The organism is Dehalococcoidia bacterium (assembly GCA_035574915.1).
Lineage (GTDB): Bacteria > Chloroflexota > Dehalococcoidia > DSTF01 > WHTK01 > DATLYJ01.
This window is the reverse complement of sequence record DATLYJ010000028.1, coordinates 1-8151: the sequence shown is the minus strand read 5'-3', so window position 1 is coordinate 8151 and position 8151 is coordinate 1. Positions and strand designations below refer to the sequence as shown.

The 8151-nt window shown below is 68.5% G+C and carries 9 protein-coding genes; 4 read left to right on the top strand and 5 right to left on the bottom strand.

What is annotated here, in order from left to right; all coding sequences use genetic code 11:
• Positions 1–468: (4Fe-4S)-binding protein (locus VNN10_02480; GenBank protein ID HXH20867.1), on the top strand; the 468-nt coding region annotated here is incomplete at its 5' end.
• Between the two features lie 89 nt (positions 469–557).
• On the opposite strand, the gene VNN10_02475 is transcribed toward VNN10_02480, so the two are convergent.
• From VNN10_02475 to VNN10_02460, 4 genes are all read right to left on the bottom strand, one after another.
• Positions 558–1091 carry a GNAT family N-acetyltransferase gene (locus tag VNN10_02475; protein ID HXH20866.1) on the bottom strand — a complete coding sequence of 178 codons (534 nt, stop codon included), beginning with the start codon at positions 1089–1091 and terminating at the stop codon, positions 558–560.
• A gap of 8 nt (positions 1092–1099) precedes the next feature.
• Positions 1100–2122, bottom strand: coding sequence for a glycosyltransferase family 2 protein (locus VNN10_02470; GenBank protein ID HXH20865.1), 1023 nt, complete (start codon positions 2120–2122; stop codon positions 1100–1102).
• Positions 2061–3086 (bottom strand): dTDP-glucose 4,6-dehydratase, encoded by a 1026-nt coding sequence (gene rfbB / locus VNN10_02465; protein HXH20864.1) that lies wholly within the window; start codon positions 3084–3086, stop codon positions 2061–2063. The genes VNN10_02470 and rfbB overlap by 62 nt, the downstream gene beginning before the upstream one ends.
• Before the next feature lie 190 nt (positions 3087–3276).
• The gene (locus VNN10_02460) at positions 3277–4359 is read right to left on the bottom strand and encodes a glucose-1-phosphate thymidylyltransferase (protein ID HXH20863.1); all 1083 of its coding nucleotides are present in this window, start codon (positions 4357–4359) and stop codon (positions 3277–3279) included.
• A 191-nt stretch (positions 4360–4550) separates the two neighbouring features.
• Between VNN10_02460 and VNN10_02455 the strand changes: the two genes are divergently transcribed.
• The 3 genes from VNN10_02455 (at position 4551) to VNN10_02445 (ending at position 7027) form a co-directional block, all read left to right on the top strand.
• Positions 4551–5414 carry an SDR family NAD(P)-dependent oxidoreductase gene (locus VNN10_02455; GenBank protein HXH20862.1) on the top strand — a complete coding sequence of 288 codons (864 nt, stop codon included), beginning with the start codon at positions 4551–4553 and terminating at the stop codon, positions 5412–5414.
• Positions 5415–5963: 549 nt separating this feature from the next.
• Complete coding sequence (locus VNN10_02450) at positions 5964–6725, top strand: SDR family oxidoreductase (GenBank protein ID HXH20861.1); 762 nt, start codon at positions 5964–5966, stop codon at positions 6723–6725.
• A 32-nt stretch (positions 6726–6757) separates the two neighbouring features.
• The gene (locus VNN10_02445) at positions 6758–7027 is read left to right on the top strand and encodes a hypothetical protein (protein ID HXH20860.1); all 270 of its coding nucleotides are present in this window, start codon (positions 6758–6760) and stop codon (positions 7025–7027) included.
• A 146-nt stretch (positions 7028–7173) separates the two neighbouring features.
• Here the strand turns inward: VNN10_02445 and VNN10_02440 are convergent, their stop codons facing one another.
• Positions 7174–8097, bottom strand: a complete 924-nt coding sequence (locus tag VNN10_02440; GenBank protein ID HXH20859.1) for a LysR family transcriptional regulator — start codon at positions 8095–8097, stop codon at positions 7174–7176.
• Between the last annotated feature and the right edge of the window lie 54 nt (positions 8098–8151).

Here is an 8151-nt window from a genome sequence, read left to right as displayed (position 1 = left end):
TCAGCCGGGGAGGGCGCGATGGAACGACCTGTGGAAGAGCGAAAGCGAGAGGGTGTCCAGCGGGTCTACCGCGGCGAGAGCATCGAGGTCATCTGGCAGCCGGAGTACTGCATCCACGCCTCCTTCTGCTGGCGCAACCTGCCGGACGTCTTTCAGCCCCGTACGGCGCCCTGGGTGAAGCCGGACAAAGCCCCAGCCGACGAGATCGCCTGGGTCGTGAGCGCCTGCCCCACCGGCGCGCTGAGCTACCGCCGCCTCGATGGCGGCCCCGAGGAGCCGGTGCCCGACGTCACCGTCGTCGAACCGCAGCCGAATGGGCCTCTCTACCTGCGCGGCCGTCTCCAGATCACGCGCCCTGACGGCTCGGTCCGCGAGGCGACGCGCGCCGCTCTCTGCCGCTGCGGCCAGTCCGCCAACAAGCCCTTCTGTGACGGCAGCCACACCCTCACCGGCTTCAAGTCCGAATAGGCGCGGAGTCTGGTGATGGTGTCGGTGGTCAGAGGCCGGCCGGACGTCGACTAATGGCACGTCGGCCTTCAGGCCGCAGCGTGGGAGCGTCAGATGGTTCGCCGGAACAAGACACCCAGCGCTACCGGGTCTACCTCCTCGAAACCGGCGGATAGAAGCGCTCCCCGGAGCGAGGCCATCGCCGGCCGGCCGCCATCTGTCCGCCAGCCTCGCGGTATCGCCTCCAGGAAGGTTGCGCCCGCGGAGCGTGCGTGGGCGATCGCGCCCGCGAGGAGTCCCGTAAGGACGCCGGCGCCACGGGCCTGCGGCGCCAGGTAGACGCAGGCGATCACCCAGGTCGACGACGCGGCGGGCGATAGCCGGCCGAAGTGCGATCGCGGCGCGAGAGCGAGCCACCCGATGGCTTTGCCGTCCCGATAGGCCAGCAACCCCGCCGGCTCGCCGCTTCTCACTATGCGCCTGGCGTCCTCGCGGTTCTGCCCCGCGGTGCGCTCACTCATGGTTCCGAGGGGCAGGCGCGGCCACATGCACCAGCAGCCTCCGGGCGCGTCTGCCAGCAGCGCCGCGAGTTCGTCCCAGGAGTCCGGACCAACGGCGCGGATCGCGTCAAGGCCGCGGGCCATGGCGCGGACTACGCCCCCACTACCTTCGAGAGCTCCGCGGGCGTGTACGTCATGCCCATGCGCCCGCCGTAGTAATCGCGGAGGGCGAGCCACTGGGCGCGGAGGAGGGGGAGATTGCCGCGCAGGGCGTAGAGCGCCATGCGCGCGATGCGTGTCGTGAGGAAGTAGGCGGTGAAGGCAGCGTAGCGCAGGCGGCCGGAGTGTTTCTTCACCAGATAAGGCCGGTTGCGGGTGGCGTAGTAGTGCTTGAACGGCGACTCCTTGCCGCCCCCGGAACCGCCCTCGCGGTGGTAGACGACGGCCGAGGGCTCGAACAACAGGCGGTAGCCCATGGCCCGGGCGCGGGCCGCGAAGTCCGTGTCCTCGTAGTACATCGCCAGCCGCTCGTCCATGCCCCCTACGTCGTGGAAGACGGTGGCGGGGATCAGCATGCAGCAGAAGCTCGCCGTCTCTATCTCGCGCCGGGCTGCAGTCCAGGGGCCGTCGGGCCGGCCGTCGTAGGTGCCGCGAAAGGTGCCGCGCGTCCAGTCGAAGCCGCCGGCGTGCGTGTTGATGCGGCCGTGGTCGTAATACGAGAGGACCTTCGGCACCACGATCGTGCGGTCGTTAGCCGCCGCGACGAGCTTGTCGAGGAAGTCGGGCGCGTGCGTGGTGTCGGTGTTCAGGAGGAGGACGTAGTTCGTGCGCCCATCGAGGCAGCGTTGCAGCGCCTGGTTCAGCGCCGGCGCCAGGCCGACGTTCGTCTCGTTGTTGACGATGCAGGCCTGCGGGAACAGCCGCGGCAGCTTCTCCCGGGAGCCGTCGGTCGAGGCGTTGTCGATGATAAAGAGGCGCTGCTCCGGATAAGCGACGCGCGCCAGCGACGACGCGAATTCGTCGATGAACGCCGCCCCGTTGTAGTTCACCAGGACTATCGCGACGGTAGGCGTGGCCATGGGGAAGGGGTCGAACGCCTCGTGCAGGCCCCAGTTACTGGGCAGCCCTTGCTCGGGATAGGCGTTCGCCGTACTGGCGCTGGTAGTAAGCAGCATAGTCTCCCGACTTCACCTTTTCCCACCACCAGCGGTTCTCGCGATACCAGGCGACGGTCTTGCCGAGCGCCGCCTCGAAGTCGTGCCTCGGTTGCCAGCCGAGGGAACGTATTTTAGCCGTATCGATACAGTAGCGCGCGTCGTGGCCCTGGCGGTCCTCGACGAAGCGGATCAGCGAGCGCGGCTTCTCGAGCATCGACAGGATCGCTTCGACCACCTCGATGTTCGGCCGCTCGTTGTCAGCGCCGATGTTGTAGGCCTCGCCGACCGCGCCATGGTGCAACACCAGGTCGATCGCCTCGCAGTTGTCTTCGACGTAGAGGCGGTCGCGGACTTGCAGGCCCTCGCCGTACACCGGCAGCGGCTGGTCGTCCAGCGCGTTCGTGACGAAGAGCGGCACCGCCTTCTCCGGGTGCTGGTACGGCCCGATGTTGTTCCGGCTGCGCGTGACCAGCACTGGCAGGCCGTAGGTCCTGTGATAGGCGAAGCACATCATCTCGCCGCCGGCCTTGCTCGCGGCGTAAGGGTTCGCCGGCGTCAGGGCGTCCGACTCCCGCCCCGGGTTCTCGGGGAAGCGCGGGCCGTAGACCTCGTCTGTCGAGATGTGCAGGAAGCGCTCGACGCCGCGCTTGCGGGCCGCCTCCAACAGGACGAAGACCCCGTAGACGTCCGTCTGGATGAAGGCGCCCGGGTCCATGAGCGAGCGGTCGACGTGCGTCTCCGCGGCGAAGTTCACGACCGCATCCGCCTCGGCCATCGCGGCCTCGACCGCCGCCGCGTCGCAGATGTCGCCCCGCACGAAGCGGTAGCGGGGGTCGTCCCGCACGTCCAGCAGGTTGTCGAGGTTGCCAGCATAGGTCAGCTTGTCGAAGTTGATGACGCTGTAGTCGTGGTGGCGCAGGAGCCAGCGCACGAAGTTCGAGCCGATGAAGCCGGCGCCGCCGGTGACGAGGATGGTCTTCATCCGGACATAAGTGTCAGCGGGAGGGCTCCACTGGGGCAAGAGGCGCTGTCTCTTGCCGGGCCGATGACGGCGACAGGAGGCCGCCGCTTCCATTCCGGCCCGGACAGGCGGAGGGAGCTGGTCGGCAAGCCGCCCGTCCTCCCGCGCCGGCGCACACAGCAGGCCCGGCACCTGAAGCCCGGCGCCTGCCCTACGGCACCTTTACCTTCGAGTGGTCGCCTAGCACCAGCCGCAGCGCGCGGGGCTTCGTCGCCTCGCCCGAAAGCTCGACGTCGCGGCCGATGAGGCTCTCGTGGATGCGGTTGCCGGGGCTCTCGATGCGGGAGCGCTCGAGGACGACGCTGCACTCGATCTCGGTGTTATGCAGGTGGCAGTCGTGGTAGATGGAGGTGTAGGGGCCCACGTAGCTGTCGACGATCTGGGTGTTCTCGCCGATGATCGCGGGCCCGTGGATGACGCTATTCACGACGCGCGCGCCCCGCTGCAAGACGACACGCCCGTGCAGAGTCGAGCCCTCGATGTCGGCGTCGTCCGCCGTGGACGGTTCGAGGTCCTCGAGGACGAGGCGGTTGGCGGCAAGGAGGTCGTCGAACTTGCCGGTGTCGATCCAGCGGTCATGCACGACCTCGGCGCGGACGTCGGCGCCGAGGTCGATCAGCTTCTGGATGGTGTCGGTGATCTCGAGCTCGCCGCGGGCGGAAGGCTGGACCTGCCTGACTGCCTCAAAGAAACGGCCGTTGAACATGTAGATGCCCATGATTGCGAGGTCGGACACGAAGTGCTGGGGCTTCTCGACCAGCCGCACCGGGCGTCCGATTTCGTCGAGCACGGCGACGCCGACGCCACTGGGGTTGTCGACCGCCTTCAGCAGTATCTGGGCATCGGCGTGGGAGTCGCGGAAAGCGTTCACGTAGCGGACGATGCCGCCGCGCAGGAAGTTGTCGCCCAGGAACACGATGAACGGGCTACCGCCCACGAACTCCTCGGCGATCTTGACGCCGTGGGCGATGCCGCGGGGCGCGTCCTGCTCGATGAAGGTGATGCGGGCGCCGAAGCGCGAGCCGTCGCCGAGGGCCTCACGCACCTGCGGCCCCGTGTCGCCGATGATTACGGCGATGTCCCGGACGCCGGCCTCGACCAGGTTCTCGATGGCGTAGAACAGGATCGGCTTGTTGGCGATGGGCACGAGTTGCTTCGCGCCCGTGTAGGAGAACGGCCGTAGGCGTGTCGCCTTCCCGCCGCTCAGCACTACGCCCTTGAGTTCGCCGGCCATGCCGCCCAAATTGTAGCCGACGCAGCCGCCGAGTAATTCCGGGCCGCGCTTAGGAGCGGGGGAGGGCGAAGGGCCTGGGCTCGTCCGCCGGCCACCATCCCGTTCGCGCCCCCGGCTTGTCCAGCGCGCCGGCCTATCGGCTCCCAATCCGCTGGCGATTCGCCTATAGTGCGGCACGCGGAGGTGGCTCTATGCGCGACTTCAGGGACAAGGTTGCCGTGGTGACGGGCGGCGCCAGCGGCATCGGCAAGGCGATGGCCGAGCGCTTCGCGCAAGAGGGGATGGCCGTCGTGCTCGCCGACTTCGAGCGTGAGGCCCTGAACGCGGCCGCGGCCGAGTTCAGGCAGCGGGAGCAGCGCGTGCTGCCGGTGTGGACGGACGTGTCGAACGAGGACTCCGTGCAAGGGCTCGCGGACGAGGTGCGAAGGGAGTTCGGCGCCGTGCACATACTCTGCAACAACGCCGGCGTCGTGGCCGAGAGCGACCTCGGCATGCAGAACCCGCGCCGCGTCTGGGAGCTTTCGATGAAGGACTGGCACTGGACCTTCGCGGTGAACTTCTGGGGAGTCGTGCACGGCATCCGCGCCTTCGTGCCGGACATGGTCGCGCGCAACCAGGACGCGCACATCGTCAACACCGCCTCGATCGCCGGCCTCACCTCCGGCGCCGCGCTGCCCATCTATGGCGCCTCGAAGCACGCCGTCGTACGGCTGAGCGAGGGCCTTTACCACCAGCTGCGGCAGATGGAGTCGAAGGTGAAGGTCTCCGTGCTCTGCCCTGGCGGCGTGCGGACGCGCATCACGTCCGCGGCGCGCAACCGGCCGGAGGCTTTCCGCGAGGGCGCTGAGGCGCCGTCGCCGGAGTGGGCGGCGCGGTCAGACGAGATGTGGTCGCAGCGCGCCGCAACGATGGAGCCCTCAGAGGTGGCGGACAAGGTCTGGCGCGCAATTCAGGACGAGCGCTTCTACATCCTCACGCACCCGGGGTCGGAGGAGGGCGTACGCCGCCGGCTGGAGGCAATCCTCGCGGACGCGGCGCCGACGCGGGAGTACTGAGGCGTGGGCGACGAGCGCTGGCTGGGGCGCGTGTACACCGGCCGATCACGGATCCACGGCACGGAATCTTCGCGGCGCGGGACTTCGAAGCCGGAGAGGTCATCTTCGTGCGGGACGAGTCGCGCGAGGTGACGGATCAGAATCCCCTTCGCAAAGAGTTGGGCGAGTACGAGAGGCACTGCGACTGGGTCGAGAATGGGCGCCAGGTACTCTTACCGCCGCCCGACCGTTACATGAACCACTCGTGTGATCCGAACACATATCTCGCGTTCCATGGAGGGCCGGCGACCATCATCGCCCTCCGGGCTGTCCGCCGCGGCGAGGAACTGACAAACTCCTACAGCGTGAACCTTTCAGGCGGGAAGGCGTGGGACTGCAAATGCGGTTCAGAGCGTTGCCTCGGACGCGTACCGGGCAACTTCTTCGAGTTGCCCCTCGACCGGCAGGCGGAATTTTGCCCTTGCTCGCGGACTGGTTCATATCGGAGCATCGCGAGCAGTATGAGCTACTCAGGAGCCGCCTGGGCAGCAGCTAGAGGGAAGCTAATCGATGGACGTTAACGGCAAGGTCGCGATTGTCACGGGCTCGGCCACGGGAGTCGGGCGGGCGACGGCGCTGCAGCTCGCGGAGCGCGGCTGCGGCGTGGTAGTGAACTACACGCGGTCAGAGCAGGAGGCCCGGGAGACTTTCGCGGACGTGAAGGCGCGGGGCGTGCCCGCGCTGCTGGTCCGCTGCGACGTCTCGGACGACGCCGCCGTGCGGCGCATGGTGCAGCAGACGGTCGACGAACTCGGCGGCGTGGACATCCTCGTGAACAACGCCGGCACCACGACCTTCGTGAATCATGCCGACCTCGAGGGGCTCACCGAGGAGATCTGGGACCGGACGCTGGCGGTGAACCTGAAGGGCACCTTCTTCTGCACGCGCGCCGTCGCGCCGCACATGAAGGCGCGCGGCCAGGGCGCGATCGTGAACGTGTCGTCCGTGGCGGGGGTACGCGGCGGCGGCAGCAGCATCGCCTATGCCGCCTCGAAGGCGGGCATCGTGAACCTGACGCTGACCACGGCGCGCGTGCTCGGGCCGGAGATCCGCGTGAACTGCGTCGCGCCCGGGTTCATCGATGGACGCTGGCTGAGGGCGGGCATCGGCGCGAACTACGACGTCGCCAAGGAGCGTGCGGCCCAGAACGCCGTGCTCAAAGCCGTGACGACGCCGGAGGACATCGCGCAGGTCATCCTGTCACTGATCGCCGGCGCGGATCTCGTCACGGGCCAGACTATCGTGGTCGACGGCGGAGCGAGGGCAGGCTAGACTGCGCGAGTTCGGCTGAAGGGAGGCCTGTCATGCCAGTTCTCGTGACGATGGAGGTCGGGCCGGTCGACTGGGTGAAGTTCCAGTCGGCGCTGCAGTGGATGGAGAGCCAGCCGGCGCCGGGCCTGCGCGCCAACAGGGTCTACCGGATGGAAAGCGATGCCGCGACGCTGCTGCTGGTGCAGGAGTGGGACTCCCACGACGCCTTTCACGCCAGCAGCGAGAAGCTCGGCGACGAATTCAATCGCCGCGCCGGCACCGAGGGGCTCGACTGGCGCACTGGCGTCTGGACCGCAGCCTGAGGCCCGCCCGGGCCGCGCCGGAGCAGAAAGAAGTGCCGGCCCGTCCGCTGGAGCGAGGCCCCGCGCCAGGTCGGCACTAGCGCCCACTGGAGCGTCTGCCGATGTCGCGCGGGCCTTGCTGATGCGCCCTCGGCGGGCCGCCTTGCCTACGCCGGGATGACCTCGCGCCGCCAGACGCCGGAGGCATAGCGCGCGAGCGTCAGCCAGACGAAGTTGCGGATCGGCGGCAGCTCCAGATTGTCGCCGCGCCTCAGGATCAGGCACGTCCGCCGGACTATGGGGTCGAGGCCCCGCACCTCGATGCGTACCAGGCGCCCGGACGCAAGGTCGTCCGGCACCGCCTGCTGGGGTACGAGGGCCAGCCCGCGTCCGAGCAGCACCGCCTGGCGCACCGCCTCGTGCGAGTCCAGCTCCATGGCAATCCGGGGCAGTACGCCCGCGTTCTGCAAGGCCGCGTCCACCAGCGAACGGAAGCGCGAAGGCGATTCGAAGAGGATGAGGTCGAGCTCGCCCAACGTCTCGACCGGCAGCGGCCGCGGCAGCTTCTCGGCGAACTCGGGCGTCGCGACCGCGATCACGGGGTCGTCGAAGAGGGGTAGCGTGAGGACGTGGGGGTGTGACACCGGCGCGCTCACCAACCCGACGTCGGCGCGGCCATCGAGGAGGCGGTCGATGACGCCATCCATGCGCCCGGACCAGACTCGGACCCGCACGTCCGGGTAACGCGACGCGAACTCGGCGACAAGCGACGGCAGCGTGTGCAGCCCCACCGTCGTCACGCAGGCGACCGAGACCTCGCCGTGCTTCGGGCTCGACATCGACTGTACCCGCGAGCGCAACTGGTGCGCCGCCGCAAGCACCTGGGCCGCCTGCTCTTCGACGACCCGGCCTGCGGCCGTCAGCCCGAAGCTCCGTCCGCGCCGCTCGATGAGTTCGACGCCGAGGTCGCGCTCGAGGGCGGCAATCTGGCGTGTGACGGCAGGCTGCGTAAGGCCGAGGATCTCGCCGGCGCGCGTGAAGCTCTGCTCGCGTGCTACGGCCAGAAAGGTCTCGAGTTGATACAGCTCCATCGAGATTACTCCCAGGCATCACGCTCAGCGCGAGGATGCATTTCGATTATACTT